Consider the following 20170-nt stretch of genomic DNA (forward strand, 5'->3'; position numbering starts at 1 on the left):
TCCATTAACTTTAACATTTGTGGTTATTGATTTTAATTTCAATTTCCAGTGTTGCATGCTGGATATTCTGATGTTCAAGTTCGTGCTTTAGAATTCCTTTAATTTTTTGTGCCTGTTCAAGGCTGGTGTGTTCCTCAACAATAATATGGGCAGTTAATGCATTTTGAGTTGTACTGATGGCCCAAACATGAATATGATGAATTCCTGTTAAGCCTTCTATTTTCAAGGCAGCCTCTTTGACTTTTTCTATATCAACATTTTCTGGTACACCATCAAGTGACAGGCGCAGGCTTCCTTTCAATAAATTCCATGTACTGGCGATGATCACGGTACAAACAATTAGGCTCAAGACTGGGTCTATCCAGTAAATATGTGTGTAATGCATGATAATACCCCCGGCAACAAGCCCAAAGGAGACGAGTGCGTCTGCAGCGAGGTGCAGGAAAGCGCTTTTTACATTCAGATCTTTTTCTTTATCTCTAAAGAACATAAAAGCTGATACTCCGTTGATCACAATCCCAATGGCCGAAACAATTGCAATGGTTAGCCCTGGCAGTGGTTGCGGATTATTGAAGCGTAGAATGGCTTCGTATCCAATTGCACCAATGGAAATCAATAGTACAATGGCATTGAAAAGTGAAATCAGAATGGAAGATTTTTTGTAGCCGTAAGTGTATTTACTGGTGGGTTTTGACTGGTGAAGTTTGTAGGCGAGCAGGGATAAAGCCAATGCGCCAACATCCAGAAAGTTGTGCCCGGCATCAGATAGCAGTGCGAGGGAATTGATCTTGAAACCAATGATGACCTGTACAATTACATAGACCAGGTTTAGCACGATACCGGTAATGAAGGCAGTACCTACATTTGATAATTTAACTACAGCACCGTGGTGATGATCATGTGCATGTTCGTGGTGGTGTTCGCCCATTCTTTTTATTTATAAAGATATCAAAAACAAAAGGGTAAATAAAATAGGGAGCAAACCCAATAATATATAAATCAGATTGATCAAATGGCTTATTTTTAGAATTAAATATGGTTTAATTGCTCTTCTTCTATAAAGTTTATGGATTTTAAGGTCAACCATTTTTATGTACAAATGCAAATAGGATATTTGAAGTTCTTAGTACAACATACAGTTCGCTCTGTTACTATTAAACGTGCTTCATAACCTGAAAAGTAGTAATAAGTTGAAAGCATGGTGATTTCCGGATGGAAATGCCATGCTTATTTTTTGTTATTAACGCCCGACTGAAGGGCTAAAATGTGCATAGCAGTAAATAGAAAAGGGACCAAAGTCTAACGACCCGGTCCCTTTTTCATTAAATTAACGCTCTCGATTCAAATATAGTTTTATTATTTTATGAAACAAATTTTTTGTTATTTCTTTCATTCTTTCTGTGCTTTGGTTTATACCTTTGGCGACATTATGATTTTTAAGGTAAAAACGATAATATATAATACGTTGAACTTGCATAAGGAGGTTGAGATCGTTCTTTTGGAGGAGAGCAGTAACCAGCTTATTTTGTCATCCGATTGCGGCGGTACGGAGGTTAGGATTGAGTTGTCAGATTTGGAGAGGTCAATGATTTGTTTAAAAGAAAATTTTACTTTTTTTAGTTTACCAGATCAAATCGTACTAAGGCCAGGCAATAGTATCAGAAGTAAAGGCATGCATGCTGAACCTATTGTTCTGGATCTTCTTCCGGAGTTGGATACAGTGCAATTGAATAAAACATTAAAGTTATTATTGCTTAAATGATCTGGTTAAATTTCCTTACATAGATGGGAAAACTTGCAATTTGGTATGTAAATAAAAAACGGTAAGATATTGGCCTGATTTTTTCAGTGTAAGACGATGAACATTTAAATCAATAATTCAATGTCTTTAGTACTTCAAAATAGATTTTTTGTGTACTTTAACTAAAGATCTGTAGAGTACTGTATAATATGGAATACTTAACCAATACGTCCGAAGATTATTCGCTGCAATCAAACCTGGTATTTGCAGACAAACTAATACATTTACTCGATAGCTATTATCATAGTGATTTGAAAATCGATATAATGGAAGCTCTTGTATTGGAGCTTTGCCGGCAGACCGATTCTTCAGGGGTGGCAATATTTCATCATCAGGATGCTAGGCTGGATGTTATTGTTCTGCAACCAAAAGAAAATCCGGATACCATTTTATTCAACAATAGGATAATAATGACTGAGGAGCAGCGCTCTATCAGATACGAACAGGATATTGAACAAATTTCATGGGGCATAAAAGATGCAAAGGAGATCTGCTGGACGCTATCTCTCCTGGGAAGTAAGGACGGTAACATAGATAAGAAATGTGAACTCATCAGGTTGAGTATTCCTGTTTTAAGGAGTATGCTTGTAGATCAGGAGCAACAAAGAAACAGAAGTATAGAGCTTAACCGAAACCTTAGTAAAATGGTGAGTTTGCAATGTTTGATTGAATCTCTGGATGATATTGTGCTGGAGCTTAACGACCAGATGGTCATCAGAAGGGTTTGGGTAAAGGATAAGACTAAATTGTTCATTCCTCCAGAACAATTTATGAATAAAACCCTTAAAGAAGTGTTCGGTGAATTTGGAAACAGATTTATTGGTTGCATTGAAAAACTGATCCTTACAGGAGAAAGGCAAGAGTGTATATATCCCGATTTTGATCAAAAAAAACACCATTGGTTTTGTGCTAAATTTCAAAAGATAGATACTGAACATGGAGAGGCAAGAATTGTTTGTGTTATAGAAGATATTACTTCCAAAAAGGACATGAGTGACCAGCTGGAACAAAATGCGCTGGAATTGAGACGAATGAATCTGGAACTCATTGAATCTAAAAACCTGGCCGAACAGATTGCCAGAAAACGGACAGAAATCCTTTCTATTATGAGCCATGAAATCCGAACGCCTTTAAATGGGATCATCGGTATCTGTAATTTATTAAATCAGTCGCTATTTTCAGATCCGAAGACTATCGAATATATAGACCATTTGAATTTTTCTTCCAATCATCTTTTGCATCTGGTTAATGATATTCTGGATCTGGAAAAAATAGAAAGCCGTAAGATGGAATTAAGTGAGAAGGAAACAGACTTAATTTCCCTGGTGAGGAATATAGGCAAACAGTTTACACCCATGGCAGAGGCGAAAGGTTTGAAACTGGAATTTTTTCACAATGAAGGGATTCCAAAGTGTTTAATGATTGATGACCTTAGACTGAGCAGGATTTTAAATAATCTGATCGGAAATGCGATTAAATTTACAGATGTCGGAGGGGTATCCATCAGCTTGGAAAAGGTTAAACTAGACGCTGAATGGGTTGGGATTCTCTTCAAGGTTTCCGATACGGGAATTGGAATTCCAGAGCACCTTCATTATTTGGTGTTTGATAAATTTCATCAGGTGCAGCAGGCTTCTCACCGGGAACAGCAAGGCACAGGTCTTGGGTTGAGTATCACTAAGGGCTTGATCAATCTTTTTAAAAGTGAAATCTATTTGAGAAGTAAACCATTTGAGGGAACAACTTTCGAATTCCAGATTGATTTTAAAATCGGTGGGGTTTTCGCGGAGAAAACGCCAGATATTACGTGGGTTGGCCATAGAAGCTTGCCAGATTTTGATTTACTTATTGTAGATGATAATCCGGTTAATTTATTGGTCGCTTCGCATCAGCTGGACAGGTTTGGAATCAAGGCTGATCAGGCAAGCAGTGGTTACGCAGCTTTAAAAAGGATGGAGGAAAAGAAGTTTGATGTTGTGCTGGTGGACTTGCATATGCCGGGTATGGATGGATATGAACTGTCTAAGAGAATTCAACTTGAATATCCCCAAACTAAGGTGATTGTTTTTACTGCGGATATTTTGGAGGAAGTGCGAACCCGGTTAGGACAAATTGGGGTATTGCATATTTTGTCAAAGCCCTTTAAACCTGAAGAGATGCATGAATTGCTTTTGAGGGTATTGGAAGAGCAATAGGACTAGTCCTATTGCTCTTGATCGTAGGTATAGGTCATGGTTTGACCTGCGATTTTTTTCGCGGTAATCCGCTTGATGTGATCTTGATACAGGCTGTGGTCTGTTGAAGATACAGCACTAAGGGCCGCTTTTTTGTATTGTTCTTTTGCAGTTTGTAAATCTTGCTGCTCTTCTGCATATAGGCCCAGATTTTCATAAATCTGAGCTTTATTTGCTCCGGGAACTGCTAAAGCTTTTTCTGCAATCTGTTCCACCAGTTTGTGCATTTTAAGCGTTACGACCAATTTTAGGTAGTGTTCATACACGTCTGGAAATTCAGGTTCCAGTTCTACGCATTTTTGGTAATGGTAACCTGCGGTTTGGAAGTTCTTAAATTGATAATGATAGAAGCAACCTAGCTGATAATGTGCTCTTGCATAATCAGGTTCTGCATTGATGATTTCATTAAAATAGTGAAGCGCCTTTGGCAGCTCACCATAGTTAAGTTCTTCTATGGCCTGCAGATACTTTTCTTCTACAGTGTATAAAATGTCCATAAGGATATATATTGTATTTGTTAAGTCGTTTGAAACGATCTTAGCAAAGAATGGTTAATAAATAAATTCTAAAAGCTCGTCTATTTTAAATAGTGCGCTAGTGGCCAGGAAGAAATTTTAAGCTCATATCCAAGCCCATCAGCCGGGAAAGCAGGCTAAGGTGATTCAGATGGATATGTTGGATGCGTAGCATGATATTATTTTTTTACAAATATATAGTTTTTTACAGATATGTGTAAATTATCTGTTTCTTCTTTAAGAATCTGGATGTTTATTCGCTTTTAGTATAACGGATATAATGTATCTTAGTCCCCGGAACCAAACTCTTCATGAAACATCTTTATAAATCGCAGCTGCAGCTTAACCTGAAACAATATTATGCCAACCGCAACTGGAGGTCTATCTCTTATTTTGACTCCAAAAGGGATGAAATTTTATTTGTGTTGCCAGAAACGGACGATATACGCGAAGTATTTAACGGACTTTATAGTGTGCTTTCAGCCTTGCCTGAGATTGACTATCCCAAAGAACGTACAGTGATTAGTTTTTGTTATGAAGACGGAACTTCCTATTGTTCCCGGTTAATTAATCCGAATACGCAGGATGAAATCAATCTGGCTTTGATTGGTTATCGCCCTGAGCGGAGAATCAAACCTGAAGAATTGCAAGAATTGTCTTAAGGTTTGAGGGAATTAAAACATTAATTATACATCATATGTTATGAATGTAGAAACTAATGCTATGGAACCTTTTGAGATCACCGTGTTAACTGGCGGCAGAGAAGAACAGTTAGTTGTATTGGTAGACCCGAATGACAGCAAATACCAGGTATTTGAAGAAAAATCCTTTTTAGGGAAAATTTGGGCGGATATTGATGAAGTTGGGATCATCTGGAGTAGTGCAGATTTGATTGCTCCGGAATTGGTGCAGCAGATTGGAGAGCAAATAGAGATTTACGATCAGTAATAAGGGTAACACCTAAAAAAGAAAGAGGCTAGCTCTGCTAACCTCTTTCTTTTTATTTAGATGCCTGGAAGCTTATACTTCCTGCCTGATCAGTTTCAATTTCTGGTTTGCCTTTAAAAAGCTTTGGTATTCCTGAAACCGATATTTTTTTACCTTTCCAATCCGTAGCACCAGAGGGTCCTTTAATCGCAATCGTAAGGATCTGATTAGGGTATTTGCCGCCAAGGTTGAGAAGGGTAAGATTGTTGCTGATTACTTTAAAATCATAAACAACATCTGTTACAGTGACATACTTTCCAAGGTAATTTACTACTTCAGCCGTATTCTTTAAAACGATTGGATTTGTGTTTTGGCGAGTTTCAGCGTTTAGGTTTTCCTGTGGTCTATCTGCCGAAGGTTTGTAGTTTTTAAAGATCTGGTTCAGAACACCGGCAAGTCTTATGCCACCCATTTCGATCCGGCTCTGAATTTCGGGAAGATGTCTGGTGTAGTAGTCATCAGATAATCTATTCTCCTTTTCAACTTCCGTATACAACTTATTGCTCAACTGATAACTTTCATAAAGCCATTGAACTGGTGCCGTTGCTTGCCATTGTTTGATTTGCGCAGGGCTGGCCTGATTACATTTTTCTGCAAGTTCAACGGAACTCAGGTGAAGGCGGTCAATCATTCTGCTGTCCCATAATGAATGTAAATTGGTTCCTTTTCCATCAAACTGAACTTGTATTGTATTCCCTCCTTTATCTTCTGCGCGGCTTACATGCATTGGTTGGTGGGCATCACCAACGAGGTGGACCACAAATTTTAGTGCCTCTGTTCTTTTGTCCTTAGAATTGTTAGGGTCAGAGAGTACTTTTTCGTACTGTAAAAGTACAGAATAGAGATTGTCTTTTTTTAAAGATTTTACTTGATCTTCGAATGCTTTATAAGGAAGTCCGGAAGGCAGGTTTACAAAATGGTACGGGCCTGTGGCTCTATATGCTGGCTCAGACCTGACCTGGTCTGCCCAGCTACTGATTCCTGGAAGAGTTTCGTTCCCCAACAGATCTTTGACTGCCAGTTTTGCTTCTGGTGTCAAATGATATTCTGCTACTCTGGCTACGGTTTGGTGACCAATTGCACCCCATGAGCCTATTAGGATGCCCAACGGGAATAAAAGGTAAATTAATATTCTTTTTTTCATACGGCCGCAAATCTACGGTAGTAGGATTAGAAATATTAGCAATAGTTGTAACAAATTAAAAATTGCTACAAATTTTTGAAAAGAAATGAAATAATTGATCAGGATGTCGGCTAATGAGCTCTAGTTTTCATCTTTTTGGAGGAGACTTTTAGCGAGTTGCAGATCAGCAGGATGATTTCCCTTGACTTCTATGAAATATTTTAATTGCCATTGTTGCGTTTTTCGTGCCTGATTATTAGTTGGGTGATCCCAGGGAGGATAAACTCTGAGTGCACGTTTACCCTCTTTAAAGTCATCAGAAAGTACGCCTCGCTCGTAAAGGACAGATTTTGGAAATATGAACTGTCCAAAATGGTCCGCATTTTTGGTATTAACGATAAAGAGGTCAACGGGATCTGAAATATGGAATGGTTGTATGGGGCCTTCTTTACTTCTTTTCCATAAGGTCACAAATTGTCCGGTTTTGGTGGGTGTAATTTTTGCTACACGGTATTGAACATGGAGTCCGTTAATTTGGAAGGTATAAGCGCCGTAATCCGTACTTTCTGCTTCTGCTATTACCGAGGCATATAGAAGGTTACATGGAGTATACAGGTGTTTCTGTGCCAAAATGAGATCGGAGTGAATGGTATTTGCCGTAGTGCGGGGCTCTTTAGGAATCATTATTTATGGCTTGTGCGATCCAAAATTAACTTCTTTTTTGAATCAATTGTATTGCATCACAATATTTAAAAATTTTGAGCGTATATATATGTGAGAGCGTTAATTTAGATGAGCGGGACCAACCAGGGATAGGGAGGTCCCGCTTTAATTATAAACCTTGTATGTGTCGCTGGCCATTAATTCCAAAAGAGATTTCAACTTTTCTCTGGTCTCCAAAGATCTAACTTATAGTTTTTGAGGTTTTTTTAATTGTCATAAATACTTCTGTAATCAAAATTTCCGTAAATAAATGAAATATATTTTATGCGGGTGACGAATCCTGCACACAAATCCGATGTTCATTTGTTTTGTGCTTAGGTATTGAAGCATTAAGACCCAATAACTATAATACTGATGAAAACACAATGGCCAGTACTTTCTTACGAAAAAGGCAAATCTACTTATGAGACTTTGCAGTTGTGGACCCAGATTGTTGGGAAAATAAAATTGGCAACATTGCCCTGGGTAAATCACTCCTGGCATATTACTTTACACATTACGCCAACTGGATTGACAACACAAAATATGCCATACAAGGAACTGAATTTTCAGATAGATTTCGATTTTGTAAGTCATGAGTTGAAAATAACCACCAGTAGTGGGGCTTCCAGGAAGTTTAGTTTGCATGGACTTTCTGTATCGGCTTTTTACAAAAAGATCTTTGACGACTTGAAAAGTTTAGGTATTGAGTTGGAAATTAAATCTATGCCGGTGGAGATCGCTGATCCCATAGATTTTGAGTCAGATACGGTTCATCATACTTACGAAGTGAATGAGGTGATCGATTTTCACCGGGCATTACTTTCCATTCAAAATGTATTTATGCAGTTTAGAAGTGAATTTAAGGGAAAATGTAGTCCTATTCATTTCTTTTGGGGAAGTTTTGATATGGCGCTTTCTTTCTTCTCCGGACGTAAAGCACCTAAACATCCTGGTGGAGTGCCTGGTTTACCCGATTGGGTTGCAGAGGAGGCTTATTGCCGGGAGGTGAGCAGTGCAGGTTTCTGGCCTGGAAGTGAAGCGCTTCCGGAAGCCGCATTTTATTGCTATTTGTATCCTGAACCTCAGGGATATAAAGATGGTGAAGTTAAGCCGTCAGGAGCATATTACCATCCGGAATTACGGGAGTTCGTATTGCCTTATGCGATAGTTCAGCGGGCGGAAAATCCGGAAGTTCAATTGCTTGACTTTTTAAGAAGCACTTATAGAATTGGATCGGGGCTGGCCAAATGGGGAGAGGATCTATGGGAAGGTCCTCAATAGGAGTAATTATTGATAGTCTGCAAAGACTTCATCTTTATAACACCATAGCCATTTTTCGCCGGGTTCTGCAGAAATAACCACAGGATGATGCGTGGTATGGTAATGATGGGTCATGTGGGCATGGGCAGACTGATCACAGCAAAGTGTGGTGCTGCAGGTTTGGCAGGTTCTCAAGTGCACCCAGTCGCTGCCAATTTTAATACATTCTTCGCATACCAGTTCTTTAGCAAGCTTCAGGCTTTTGATTTCCTGGATATGATTACAGATTTCAGTGCTTTCCATAAGGTGGCTTATTTTGATGCCTAATAAAAATAGGGAATAATTATTAAATAGTTTGGAGATTTAGTATTTTTACTCAAAATCAACCCCTCAACTTTTTTTAACATTGTTCCAAATAGCGGTCCGGTATTATTAAGATGACGAATCTATATAGCAGACTTGATGATCATCAGTTAGCTGACTTATTGAAGTCTGGTGATCAGGTTGCGTTCACGGAAATCTATAATCGGTACAAATACCTTTTGTATCTGCATGCTTATAAGCGCATTAGAAATGCGGATGAAGCTGAAGATCTGGTGCATGATCTTTTTGCCGTACTATGGAACAATAGAGAGAATTTTGTTTTGAAGACGCACTTGTCTGGCTATTTGTATGCTGCGGTTAGGAACAGAATCTTCAAATTGCTTTCCCATAAGGATATCGAGTCTGTTTATCTCTCGTCTTTTTTTGAGGCCGGTGAACGGGCTGTGAATGTAACAGACCATCTGGTCAGAGAAAATCAACTTATGGTCCAGATAGAAAAGGAAATTGCATCACTTCCTGTTAAAATGAGGCAAATATTTGAGATGAGCCGCAAAGAACATCTTTCTCATAAAGAAATAGCAGACCAACTTCATCTTTCTGAGCAAACCGTTTCAAAGCAAGTTACCAATGCTTTGAAAATTTTAAGAACCAAACTGGGTTTATTGACTTTTTTGATCTTTTTGATCAGGCATTAAAATTTTTTTAAAAATTATCTACCTGTTGGGCTGAAGTTAAGGGTCTATGTATTTAAGCGACCGATTAGCGTCTCATTAAAGATGAATAAAGAAGAATTAAAGACATTACTGGAAAAATTCGATGCAGGACAATGCACTGCTGAGGAAATTGGTATGCTGGAAAGCTGGTACCTGGTATGGAGATCTGAGGAGACGATAGATTTTGAGGAAGCAGAGGCGGAGCGTAGAGTAGATCAGATTTGGGACAGATTGAAGCTGGACGTTGAAGTAAAGAAAAAAATAGTGTTATGGCCGCGTATTGCTGCTGCTGCGGTGCTGCTGCTCAGCCTGAGTTTGGGATTATATTTTTATCAAAGTCATTCTTTAGCCTGGAAGCAGGAACTTGTTCAGCAGGATGTTGCTCCGGGAGGAAACAAAGCTTATCTGACTCTGGCAGATGGAAAGAGAATTACCTTAACGGATGTGGCTAATGGTGAATTGGCTAAACAAGCGGGGGTGGCCATACGGAAATCTGCAGACGGTCAATTGATATACCAGCTGTCTGACCGGGGGACTGCGAGCGATAAGCCTGTATATAATACGATAGAAACGCCCAATGGCGGGCAATATCAGGTCATTTTGCCTGATGGGACTAAAGTGTGGCTGAATGCAGCATCAGTCCTTAAATTTCCCTCCTCCTTTGCAGGCTTAAAAGAACGTAGAGTTGATTTAAGCGGAGAAGGATATTTCGAGGTATCGCATAATGCAAAACAACCCTTTATTGTAAAGAGCCGACAGCAAGAGGTCCTTGTTCTGGGTACTCATTTTAATATTACCAGTTACACCGGCGAAACAACAATTACCACTTTGCTTAAAGGGGCTGTAATGGTTCGTCGTTCAGGAAAAATTGCAAATCCCCTGGAGGGGGAGGACTTCGCAGTTTTAAAACCGGGGGAACAATCTGAGCTGAAAGAAAGGATAACCATAAGTCCTGCTGATCTGGAAATGGCTACTGCATGGAAAGATGGATTGTTTATTTTCAATAAAACAAAACTCCAGAATATTTTAATGCAGTTGTCGAGATGGTATAATGTACATGTTGATTATAGTGATGTTCCTAAAGATAGAGCACTTTCCGGGGCTATAAAACGGGAGTCAAATTTGTCCAGTGTATTAAAAATGCTTTATGAAACGAGTCGTATTAACTTTATAATTGAAGACAACACTATAAAAATTAAGAAGTAAACATATGAAGAAGACCATTTTAAGTTTGGCTGTAATGCTAATGGCATTCATGGCATCTGCACAGATCAGTAATCCTGTAACCTGGAGTTATGGAGTGAAAAAAATTAATCCGAAGGAAGTTGTCGTGATGTTTAAGGCTGTTATGGATAAGGACTGGCATATTTATTCAACAAACCAGCAAGCAGGTGGACCTCAGAAAACAACTTTTGCTTTTGCGGCTTCTAAAAATTATCAGCTTTTGGGTAAGATTGCTGAGCCTAAACCTATTGTAGAATATAGTGATGTTTATAAGTTTGATCTGCTTTATTTTAAGAATGCTGTAGTTTTTCAGCAAAAGATTAAGCTGGTTAAAAAGACGGTTCTTAAGGCAACGGTTACTTATATGGTGTGCACCGATAAAGAGTGCAAACAAGCAACTGAAGTAAGTTTTAATGTTCCGGTTGGGTAAAAACCGTAAAGATATTTGCAAACATAAATTTAAGCCTATGTAACATGTATACAAAGCCGAAAAAAAATAAACCAGGTGCGCTGGAACGCAACTGGTTTTATTAAGGCACATCAGTAATTAAACGAATCAATCAACCGACCACAACCTTAACTTAACAAATGTATGAATTTCAAGATTCTATACAAGGAATGTCATTGCTTTAAAAAACGCAATATTCGTTCCTCCGATTTAAAATCTAAACTGATTTTAATTATGAAATTAACCACAATTATGATGATCATCTGCTGCATCCATGTTTCTGCGGCAGGTTTTTCTCAACAGATCACCTTGTCCGAAAAAAACGCATCTTTGGAAAAGGTCTTGATCAAAATCAAGAAGCAAAGTGGGTATCAATTGCTTTATGATGCACAATTGATAGAAAAATCGAATCCGGTTACTCTAAACCTAACCAGTGTACCTATTGGTACCGCACTGGAACAGATTTTCGATCATCAGCCTTTTACATATAGCATTTTTGACAAGACCATCCTGGTGAAAATAAAGGAATTTAAACCAGCATCCAGCGTGTCTAAAAATGTGATCAGAGTTATTGATGGGATTGTTCGGGATGTAAACGGAAATCCTCTTAACCTGATCAGTGTGAAGATAAAAGGAAGTAATAAAGTAACTGCAACAAATGCAGAGGGGCGCTTTTCTATCAATGCTCCTGATGAAGATGCAGTTCTTGTTTTCTCCTGTGTTGGTTTTATAACCAAAGAATTGCCTGCTAAACAAGGGATGACTGTTGTTATGGAGCCTGAACTGAATAAACTCAACGAGATGGTGGTTGTAGGATACGGCAGTACCAGAAGAAAAGATCTGACCGGTTCTGTGTCTTCAGTGAACGTAAGTGAAATTAAAGATGTTCCCTTTATGAGTGTAGATAATGCACTTGCCGGAAAAGCACCTGGTGTACAAGTGACTAAGGCCGATGGTTCTCCGGGTGGAGCGATTCGTATCCGGATCAGAGGCGGAGCGTCTTTGTTGGGAACAAATGATCCTTTATATGTTATTGATGGGATTCCAACAGTAGTTAGCAATAGTTTTATGAATGCACAGTCTGATATTGTGAATCCTATTGAGGCGGCGAATTATGGGGAAGATTTCAATAATAGTGTGTCTGGTTCATTTTCTCGTGGATTGAATAACCTGGCCGGTTTAAATATTGGAGATATTGAAAGCATTGATATTTTGAAAGATGCTTCTGCAACGGCGATCTATGGCTCTAAGGCTGCAAATGGCGTCGTAATTATCACGACTAAAAAGGGGAAATTAAATACTAAACCTCAGTTAAATGCCAACTATTATGTTGGTTTTAATAACCCTGTTAAAGAAAAGGTATTGAACGCGGATCAGTATAAGGCTGGATTAAAAGAGGCTGCAACAAATTATATTAATGAGCGCAAACGGTTAAATTTAAGTTTAACAACCAGTGCGGCAAAACAGGCTTTAAGTATTATAAACGATCCGTCTTTCTTTGGGAATGCGAATACAGATTGGCTGGGCCTGGTCTTAAAAACGGGAGCAACCCAGAATGCTGATGTGTCTGTTAGTGGAGGTGGTTTAGGTTCCCGTTACTATACGTCTTTAAACTATACCAAGCAAGATGGAACTTTAATAGGGACTGATTTTTCGCGGATATCGGGTAAGACGAATCTGGACAACGAAATTAGTAAACGTTTTAGGGTAATCACCAATCTGAACTATGGTTTTACCAAAACGAATATTACCGAGGGGGTATATGGACAGGCTTTAACCGCTCCTCCTACTTTTTCGCCTTATAATGCTGATGGATCTTATACTACTTTGGGGGTGCTTAATGATGACTACAGGGGTTTTCAAAATCCTCTGGCAGTAGCTTCCGGTACCAACAGGGCAAAAGATTATACTTTGATGGGGTCTTTATCTGCAGAATATGATATTTTAAAAGACTTGAAATTTAAAAGTACAGTGTCTGCTAATTATAGTTCTTATAACCAGTTGAACTATGTGCCGAGTTACGTAGAAATCGGAGGTTTTTACGGAAGAGAAAACTCTCAGGGAGGATTGGGTTCTCAGTCTCATTCCAGTTCACTCAGTACGTTTATTGAGAATACGCTAACCTGGAACAAGGAATTTAATGAAGAGAACCGGTTAAATGTCCTTGCGGGAACATCGTGGGAAAACAATACCAGCGACTTCTTTTCTGCAACAGGAAGAGGCTATCCTGATGATAATTATTTGAATAATCTGAGTTCGGCTGCTTATGCCGTTTCGGTAAAAGGAGCTAGTCCTGCAAGCCAAAGCTCATTGCTTTCGTTTTATCTTCGTGCAAATTATGTTTTCAAGGACAAATACCTTTTAACTTTTACAGGAAGGTCTGATGCTTCATCCAAATTTTCGCCTTCTAACCAGATAGGATATTTTCCTTCCGGGGCTATTGGATGGCGGATTTCTCAGGAGAATTTCCTTAAAGAGGTTAAGTGGATTGACGAGATTAAAATCAGGGTGAGTGCCGGTAAAACAGGAACTCAAAGTATTGGAGATCATCTCTGGCGTACGCTTTATTCTCCGGACTCTTATGCCGATAAAAATGCTCTGGTCCCAAATCAACTTGGTAATTCGAATATTAAATGGGAGTCTACCACCCAGCAGGATCTTGGATTGGACTTTGCTTTTTTTAAAGGCCGTTTAGGAGGTACTTTTGGCTATTACAATAAAGTAACTGATGGTGCATTGTTAAATCTTACACCTGCACCAAGCTCATCTTACAGCAGCGTAATTTACAACATTGCCAAGATCAGGAACCGCGGACTTGAACTGGATATCCATGGTGATATTATCCGGAGTAAGAATTTTAACTGGACTGGTGCTTTTAACATCTCAAAAAACACTTCGAGAGTACTCAATATAGATGGCGGGCCTTTTTCTAATCCGAATGATCGGAACTCCCTTAATTTAGGGACCAGTATTGTGAAAGAAGGTGAGCCATTAGGTTTATTGTATGGAAGAGTTGCTACCGGTGTTATAAAAACACAGGAACAACTAGATGCTTATAAAAAGGCTTTTCCTTACTGGAGCATTTTTAGCCAGTACCTCAATATTGGTGATATGTCTTATGAAATAGAAGATGGCTTTTGGAAACAAGACATTATTGGTCATGCAGCACCGAAGTTTTTTGGTGGTTACACGAATACCTTTTCTTATAAGAACTGGAGCTTGATCTCTTTATTTACTTTCTCTCATGGTGGTCAGCTGATTTATCAAAAGGATGTGAGTGATATGGGATTTAGTGGCTTGCCTAATGAGGGTATCAGGAGTCTGGATCACTACAGTTCATCCAACACCGGGTCAGACAGACCCCGGTATTTATTGAATGACACACAGTTCCTGACCAATTTGAATGTATATGATGCTTCTTATATTAAATTAAAATCGATAACCCTGTCTTATAGCTTGCCGGCAAGCTTACTGCAAAAACTGAGGATCAATACCCTTACAGTATATGCTACAGGCACAAACATCTTTACGATTACCCATTATCCTGGACCGGATCCAGAGGTCAGTGATGATCCGCGGAGTGTCATTGGTGGTGGCAGGGATGTGAGTACTTATCCAACTGTGAAATCATATACTTTGGGCGTTCGTCTGGGATTTTAATTACTTCATAACCTTAAAAAAAAAATATATTCTGATGAAACCATCATAAGCATACCGCTTACAAACAGCAATGAATATGCTTATGATAGCTTCATAACAATTAAAAATCAAATTATATACTAATGAAACCATCATGAGCAAACGCTCACAAACAGCAATGAATATGCTCATGATAGCTTCATAACCTTTAAAAAAAAAATATATTCTGATGAAAAAGCTAATTATATATAGTATGTTTTTTGCGGCATCGGTTTTTCTGATCGCTTGTAAAAAGGAATTGAATGCTTTGCCTACACAATCTAAAGTAGAAGGAAATGCAATTATTGATCAGAAAAGCGCGGAGATCGCTTTGAACGGAGTTTATCTTCGTTTTGCCCAAGGTGGTGATGATCGGGGAACACCCAGTATTATCTGGTCTAGCGATCATGAGATCTTACCCACTACGCTTGCAGGCTATGCTACTTACCCATATGGGGGGTCGTCATTTGATGAAAATGCACTGATTAATTCTACAGATTACTCAGTGGCCAATCTATGGTCTGCACCCTATGGTCTTATTAACGCAGCTAATGGTATAATAGAGCAGGTCTCAGCCCTTGCCGATAATAAATTCACGGGAACCAGAAAGGCAGAGATTATTGGAGAGGCTCGTTTAATGAGGGCGTATGGGCATCAGTACCTGCTCAGGTATTTTGCACAATTCTATGACCTCAACAGCAATTATGGTGTGATGTTAAGGAAAGAGTTTATAACCACAAACAATATTGCTCAGAAACGTAGTACGGTAAAGGACAGCTATGATTTTATTCTTTCTGATCTGGATGCGGCCATTGCCAATGCACCTTTGACTAGTGCAAATTATTATGGCAATAAGTGGGTAGCTAAAGGTTTAAAAGCTAGAATATTGATGCTACGAGGACAGGCGGCAGATTATGCACAGGTAATTTCTATCACAAAAGACATTATTCAAAATGGCCCTTATCAATTGGAACCCAATTTGCATGATCTCTTTAGTACCAAAGGTTTAGATAGTAAAGAAGTTATGATTGGACTCTATCCTAAACCCAATCAAGTCAACAAGTCGGATGTTTATTTTTATCGGGATGAGCCGGGCTATCTGGCTACAGCATCTCTCAAATCTCTTTTTCAAAATGATCCCAGACAATCCTGGATGATCGGTGATGTGGGTACAACCCCGGACGGTATCCTGAAGTACCAGGGATCAAAGGTTGAAGTATGCTACCCAATGCGTCTTACGGAGATGTATTTGTTGGAGGCAGAAGCCATTGTGCGTGCAGGTGGTTCATTGAATGACGCTAAAGCTTTATTGAAAACCGTATTGCAACATGCAGGAATAAATGATTTTTCCAGCCTGGACAATGTAACTGGCCCGGATGCAATGTTGATCCAGATCTACAATGAAACAGCGAAAAACTTATCTTTTGAAGATGGACAAGAATGGTCGGCTTTGTTAAGAATGCCTTTGAGTTTTGTATTGCAGGTTAAGCCGGCTGTAAAAGATAAAGACCATTATATTTTACCTATTCCAAAAGATGAATTTGATAGAAATCCTGCAATAGGAGACCAGAATCCAAGCTATAGTAAAAATTAAATATCCACCTAACATTAAGAAAAAATGAGAACTAAGAATTTTTTAGGGCTGTTGTTATTGCTCTTTCCATATTGCCATTCTTTTGCCCAGACCGGGCAAATTAAAAAACAGTTTGTACTTAACTGTACAATTAAAAGTGCCGATTCTGTTTTGTTATATTACACGGACGCATCGGGAAAATACATCCATCTTGCAAAACCAATTTTGAACCACCGGGTTTCGCTGAAAGGATTTATAAATGAGCCTGTGAATGCAAGGGTCTTGTTTAAAAATAAAGGAGAGGTTATTCCGGAACGTAAGTTTTGGGAAAGGATGACGGAAATTTATCTCGAGCCGGGACAGATGACGCTGTCAGGTTCGGCTTCTGATCTGAAATCTTTAAAAATCACAGGTTCTAAAAGTCAGAAGGAACTTGAAGATTTGAATGCGCGTATTGCGCCTGTGAGGAAAGAAATGCAACCGGTTTTAGAGGCATTGGATAAAGAGAAGGATCATGAAAAAGCTGCTGAAATCCGCGATCAGCTGGAGCCTTATAACGACCGTATCAAAAAAATAACTTATGATTTTTTTATCGGGCATCCAAACTCCTATGTAACGATGGACATGATGAGGTTTTACATCAGCAGGATGAAACTGGACTCTGCCAAAAGAGTCTATAATAGTTTTAATGCCCAAATGAAAAATAAGCCTGCAGCCAGAGAACTCTCTAAAGAAATCAATAAAATTGAGTTGGGGATGCCAGGCAATATGGCTGCTGGTTTTAGTAAAACTGACATTAATGATAAGCCATTGTCGCTTGGAGATTTTAAAGGTAAATATGTGATCGTTGACTTTTGGGCCAGTTGGTGTGTGCCTTGCCGTAAGGGAAACCCTCATTTGATTGGTCTTTATAATACTTACAACAGTAAAGGGCTGGAGATTATTGGCGTATCTGATGATGACAGTAATCATGGCGCCTGGAAAAAGGCAGTAGAGCAGGATAAAATAGGGATATGGCATCATGTGTTAAGGGGACTGAATATGGACCTCAGAATGAAAAATCTGCCCAATCCAGAAGATATTTCAGAGAAATACGGAATCAGCTCCTTGCCGACTAAGATACTTATTGATCCAGCCGGAAAAATTATTGGCCGCTATGGCGACAATAATGGTGGATCAGATCAGGATCTGGACAAAAAATTAGAAGAACTACTTAAATAACCTCTAAAAACTTGATCATGTTAAAAAAGCTAAAATTAATTCTGCCGGTTTTGATCGGTTGCAGCGTTGGGTCCTTATATGGACAGACCGCTAAGGTTTCAGGAAATCTCACTGGATTGAAAGATGCCCAAATTGTTATTTATTACTATAAAGGAGATAAATCTGTTTCAGATACAGTAAAAGTAAATGGGGGTAAATTTAAATGGGTGGCGCAAATTTCAGAGCCGCAAAAAGTTGGAACGATGTTGTTTGGAAGGTATTACCAATTTTTTGTAGAACCTGGAAATATAGAAATTAAGGGAACTGACAAGTCAGAAGAAATAAAAATTACAGGCTCAAAATCCCAGGATGAATATGAAGCTTATGATAAGACTTTAAAAGATCTGGAGGATCAGGAATCTCCGCTTTATCAAAAATGGGGAAAGGTAAGTAAAGAAGAACAGGTTAAATTAGAGGAAAAAGTAGAGGATTTAAGAAAACAAAGAAGAGCGCGAAACAATCAATACATTGCTGCACATCCTAAAAGCCCATTGAGTATCAGCATGGTTTCGGATAAAGCAATGATGGGAAGTTATGACGAGGTAAAAGAAGCTTTTGAAAAACTTGATGCCGCCGCTCAGCAAAGTACGGAAGGAAAGCGGATCACCGACCGACTGGTTATTTTAAAAAGAAGCGCAGTAGGAGAGCCGATGCTTAATTTTACCCAGAACGATATGGAAGGTAAGCCCGTTCAGTTTTCGAATTTTAAGGGTAAATATGTATTGGTTGATTTCTGGGCAAGCTGGTGTGGACCTTGCAGGGCCGAAAATCCAAATGTATTAAAAGCTTATCAGCAATATAAGGACAAAAACTTCACCGTTGTAGGTGTCTCGCTTGATGATAAAGGAGAGAATTGGAAAAAGGCTATCAAAGATGATCAGATGCCCTGGACACAGGTTTCAGATTTAAAGGGCTGGAAAAATGAGGTTTCTACTTATTATGGCATTATGGGGATTCCGAGTACTTTGCTGATTGATCCACAGGGAAATATCATAGCGAAAGATTTGAGAGGAGAAACTCTTAATAAGAAACTTGCAGAATTGTTCAATTGATTCACCTGATCGACTTAAGGAAATGAAAAATAAACTAAATAATCGCTATTTGATTTTGGGTATCTCGGTTTTATTAATGAACGCAAGTTGTACACCATCTGGTCAAAAGAGTTTCAGTATTAAGGGGACTATAAAAGGTATAGATAGCGGAACGGTATTGTTGCGTAAATTCAATGAGGCTGATAGGACAACGAAAACACTGGATAGCGTTGTGGTTCATCAGGGACATTTTGAACTTACAGGGAAACTGGAGTCTCCGGAGATGCTTACGTTAATTGCCAGACCTGGAAATTGGGGGACAAATATTTTTGTTGAGAATAGTGAAATAGTTCTGGATGCAGATACTTCTGGTGCTGAACATTATGATTATACACCGTATGGTGGTGATAAAGGAGCAAATCTGAAAAAAGTGAAAATTTCCGGCTCAGGGAACCAGGATATCTATGACCGTTTTGAGAATGATCCTGAGCAGCTTCGTTTTAAGAAAGTATTTGCGGAAATGAACAAGCAATATGAAGTAGAGAAGAATCCGGAGTTAAAGGAGAAAATGAGATCTAAGTTTGATTCTGTAGGGAAGTTGAGCAGTGCGTGGCAAATCAAATGGATTAATGCATTTCTGCAGAAGGATTCCGGATCAAGTGCTGGCGTTTATATTTTTAACAATTATTACCGATCTAATACAAGTATGCCCCTGACTGACATGGATGCTTTACTTCGTAAATTTACTGGTGATGCAAAGAAATCTGTCTATTATGCCAGTTTAATAAAAGAGGCCAATTTAAGGAGGGCACTTTTGCCAGGAAAACCAGCTCCTGATTTTACATTGCTGAAAAGGGATAGTACGTCTTTTACGCTTTCTTCAACACGAGGGAAATACATTATGCTGGATTTCTGGGCGAGCTGGTGTAAACCTTGCAGAGAAGCAATTCCACATTGGAAAGAAGTATATGCGAAATATAGGGATAAAGGTTTCGAAATCATAAGTGTTTCTGATGACAACAGGAAGGCAGATTGGATTAAAGCTATGGATCAGGAAAAAATGCCATGGACGCAGGTCGTAGATGAGTTCCCGGTAAAGAATATGCCTGCAAGGGTGGGAACCTTATATCAAACTCATTTTATTCCTTTTTATGTATTACTGGATAAAGAAGGAAAGATTTTGGTTTATTCCGGAAATGAAAAAGATATTGATGCAAAACTTAAAGACCTTTTGATGTAAATCCGCTCACCGTGTTATAAATCGAGGTATTTGTAACACGGTTTTTTAGATATT

General features: G+C 38.8%; 17 protein-coding genes. 12 read left to right on the plus strand and 5 right to left on the minus strand.

Translation table 11 applies throughout. The annotated features are described in order from the left end of the window. Positions 1 to 10 precede the first annotated feature (10 nt). On the minus strand, positions 11 to 928 hold the full coding sequence (locus tag R2S08_RS02010; RefSeq protein WP_316833634.1) for a cation diffusion facilitator family transporter: 918 nt from the start codon (positions 926 to 928) through the stop codon (positions 11 to 13). Positions 929 to 1950: 1022 nt separating this feature from the next. On the opposite strand from R2S08_RS02010, the gene R2S08_RS02015 reads away from it, so the two are divergent. Beyond that, complete coding sequence (locus R2S08_RS02015) at positions 1951 to 3996, plus strand: response regulator (protein WP_316833635.1); 2046 nt, start codon at positions 1951 to 1953, stop codon at positions 3994 to 3996. A gap of 8 nt (positions 3997 to 4004) precedes the next feature. Here R2S08_RS02015 and R2S08_RS02020 read toward each other — a convergent pair whose 3' ends face one another. Next, positions 4005 to 4532: a hypothetical protein gene (locus R2S08_RS02020; protein ID WP_316833636.1), complete on the minus strand. Its 528-nt coding sequence runs from the start codon at positions 4530 to 4532 to the stop codon at positions 4005 to 4007. A gap of 329 nt (positions 4533 to 4861) precedes the next feature. Between R2S08_RS02020 and R2S08_RS02025 the strand changes: the two genes are divergently transcribed. Together R2S08_RS02025 and R2S08_RS02030 are read left to right on the plus strand one after the other, a co-directional pair. After that, on the plus strand, positions 4862 to 5212 hold the full coding sequence (locus R2S08_RS02025) for a hypothetical protein (RefSeq protein ID WP_316833637.1): 351 nt from the start codon (positions 4862 to 4864) through the stop codon (positions 5210 to 5212). Between the two features lie 40 nt (positions 5213 to 5252). Beyond that, a complete protein-coding gene (locus tag R2S08_RS02030) occupies positions 5253 to 5498 on the plus strand; it encodes a hypothetical protein (protein ID WP_133777438.1) in 246 nt (81 codons plus the stop codon). A gap of 52 nt (positions 5499 to 5550) precedes the next feature. On the opposite strand, the gene R2S08_RS02035 is transcribed toward R2S08_RS02030, so the two are convergent. Together R2S08_RS02035 and R2S08_RS02040 are read right to left on the minus strand one after the other, a co-directional pair. Further along, on the minus strand, positions 5551 to 6681 hold the full coding sequence (locus tag R2S08_RS02035) for a S1/P1 nuclease (RefSeq protein WP_316833638.1): 1131 nt from the start codon (positions 6679 to 6681) through the stop codon (positions 5551 to 5553). A gap of 120 nt (positions 6682 to 6801) precedes the next feature. Next, positions 6802 to 7344: a MepB family protein gene (locus tag R2S08_RS02040; protein ID WP_316833639.1), complete on the minus strand. Its 543-nt coding sequence runs from the start codon at positions 7342 to 7344 to the stop codon at positions 6802 to 6804. Positions 7345 to 7737: 393 nt separating this feature from the next. Here R2S08_RS02040 and R2S08_RS02045 point away from each other — a divergent pair, with 393 nt between their 5' ends. Further along, complete coding sequence (locus tag R2S08_RS02045; protein WP_316833640.1) at positions 7738 to 8646, plus strand: DUF5996 family protein; 909 nt, start codon at positions 7738 to 7740, stop codon at positions 8644 to 8646. A 6-nt stretch (positions 8647 to 8652) separates the two neighbouring features. Here R2S08_RS02045 and R2S08_RS02050 read toward each other — a convergent pair whose 3' ends face one another. Further along, the gene (locus R2S08_RS02050) at positions 8653 to 8928 is read right to left on the minus strand and encodes a UBP-type zinc finger domain-containing protein (RefSeq protein ID WP_316833641.1); all 276 of its coding nucleotides are present in this window, start codon (positions 8926 to 8928) and stop codon (positions 8653 to 8655) included. A 134-nt stretch (positions 8929 to 9062) separates the two neighbouring features. Between R2S08_RS02050 and R2S08_RS02055 the strand changes: the two genes are divergently transcribed. From R2S08_RS02055 to R2S08_RS02090, 8 genes are all read left to right on the plus strand, one after another. Continuing rightward, positions 9063 to 9644 (plus strand): RNA polymerase sigma-70 factor, encoded by a 582-nt coding sequence (locus tag R2S08_RS02055; RefSeq protein ID WP_133777428.1) that lies wholly within the window; start codon positions 9063 to 9065, stop codon positions 9642 to 9644. A gap of 81 nt (positions 9645 to 9725) precedes the next feature. Further along, entirely contained in the window at positions 9726 to 10868 is a 1143-nt protein-coding gene (locus tag R2S08_RS02060; protein WP_316833642.1) for a FecR domain-containing protein, read from the plus strand. A gap of 4 nt (positions 10869 to 10872) precedes the next feature. After that, positions 10873 to 11316 (plus strand): protein-disulfide reductase DsbD domain-containing protein, encoded by a 444-nt coding sequence (locus R2S08_RS02065; RefSeq protein ID WP_316833643.1) that lies wholly within the window; start codon positions 10873 to 10875, stop codon positions 11314 to 11316. 252 nt (positions 11317 to 11568) lie between these two features. Then, positions 11569 to 14994 carry a TonB-dependent receptor gene (locus R2S08_RS02070; protein ID WP_316833644.1) on the plus strand — a complete coding sequence of 1142 codons (3426 nt, stop codon included), beginning with the start codon at positions 11569 to 11571 and terminating at the stop codon, positions 14992 to 14994. 208 nt (positions 14995 to 15202) lie between these two features. Next, positions 15203 to 16606: a RagB/SusD family nutrient uptake outer membrane protein gene (locus R2S08_RS02075; protein WP_316833645.1), complete on the plus strand. Its 1404-nt coding sequence runs from the start codon at positions 15203 to 15205 to the stop codon at positions 16604 to 16606. Positions 16607 to 16630: 24 nt separating this feature from the next. After that, a complete protein-coding gene (locus R2S08_RS02080; RefSeq protein ID WP_316833646.1) occupies positions 16631 to 17806 on the plus strand; it encodes a TlpA disulfide reductase family protein in 1176 nt (391 codons plus the stop codon). 17 nt (positions 17807 to 17823) lie between these two features. Next, positions 17824 to 18897 carry a redoxin domain-containing protein gene (locus R2S08_RS02085; protein ID WP_316833647.1) on the plus strand — a complete coding sequence of 358 codons (1074 nt, stop codon included), beginning with the start codon at positions 17824 to 17826 and terminating at the stop codon, positions 18895 to 18897. Between the two features lie 22 nt (positions 18898 to 18919). Beyond that, positions 18920 to 20116: a TlpA disulfide reductase family protein gene (locus tag R2S08_RS02090; protein ID WP_316833648.1), complete on the plus strand. Its 1197-nt coding sequence runs from the start codon at positions 18920 to 18922 to the stop codon at positions 20114 to 20116. Positions 20117 to 20170: the final 54 nt, after the last annotated feature.

Source organism: Pedobacter nutrimenti, from assembly GCF_032678445.1.
GTDB classification, from domain to species: domain Bacteria; phylum Bacteroidota; class Bacteroidia; order Sphingobacteriales; family Sphingobacteriaceae; genus Pedobacter; species Pedobacter nutrimenti_A.